The organism is Streptomyces sp. NPDC004031 (genome assembly GCF_053604375.1).
This window is the reverse complement of sequence record NZ_JBSGHL010000168.1, coordinates 1-1,136: the sequence shown is the minus strand read 5'-3', so window position 1 is coordinate 1,136 and position 1,136 is coordinate 1. Positions and strand designations below refer to the sequence as shown.

Sequence of the window (1,136 nt, the reverse complement as noted above, 5' to 3'; positions counted from 1 at the left end):
GGCCAGAAACGGGTCCTTACTGGCGAAGTCTGTGGCAATAAAAAGGACGTTGCTCCACGTGTAGAAGCCCGCACCATCCGCACGTAGAGCTCGGTCAGCATAAGCGAGGGACAACGCTCGGTCCCCCGCATCGTGAAAGCTGATTGCCATCATTTGCAACGCATCGGCGTTGCCTTGGAATCTGACGGGCACATCGGCTTCAGCAAGAAACTGCTTCAGTGCGATTTTTGTATTGGCCCAAGCAAGCCATACGTGGGCTGAATCCGGAAAACGCGAGCGCGCTTTCTCTGCGATGTCAAACGCGACGTCGAGATGGTCAGAAAGCAAGAGACCACGTATCTTTCCAGAGGTAATCCGGTCGTCATCCGGGTATATCTCATACGCGGTGTCAAATTTCTGTGCAGCGCCAGCGACATCTCCCGCGTGCCAATCCACAATACCGGAGAGCAAATACCATTTCGCTCTCTGCCGTTCATTTAATGAGGCGTGTTCATCAAAGATTACCGATAGCAACGCACTTGCGCCGCTGTAGCTCATTTCCTTAATGAGTTCGGCCACCTTGTCCAACTGTCTCGATGCTGTATTGTTTTCGTTTGTTACAAGCGACGAGACGAGCGCCGGCCCACCCACTTGCGACATGAATGAATCGAGCTTCGATGATACTGCACTTATGAGCTCATTGGTCTCGACCACCCTCGATTGAGTCTCCTCCGACGACCTTCTCATGTCATCAAAGACACCGCCTGGGGAGTTAGGGCTGTATTTCTTTTGAAGAATCGCGTGACGCTTTATGTGGTTACAAATATCGTCCCAAAACTCAATGCTTACCTTGAACTTTCCAGACCCCGCCCGCGCGTCAGTCAAATCCTGAGCAAACTTGACGAGCTTCGAATCACTTGCGGTCGTCGTCGCTACAATTAACTCGCCAATGCTCCAGCCAGCCGTGTCGGCCGCAGCCACTTCATCATTTATAACTTTTTCAGTGACCTTCGTTTCGTAGTAACGCTTGCACTGAATTCCTTTACGTTTACCAATGCGAGGCTCAACAAAAATGTCGACACCGCCCTGACTTTGTCCCGTCCGACCGTTGCGCTTCGGGGTGGGGTCTTCAAAGATTACTGAGTAGATGTCGGCGC

At 51.8% G+C, this 1,136-nt stretch carries 1 protein-coding gene; it reads right to left on the bottom strand.

What is annotated here, in order from left to right:
• Positions 1–1,136 (bottom strand): hypothetical protein (locus ACWERV_RS36860; RefSeq protein WP_452941272.1); only part of this gene is annotated, 1,136 nt, incomplete at both ends.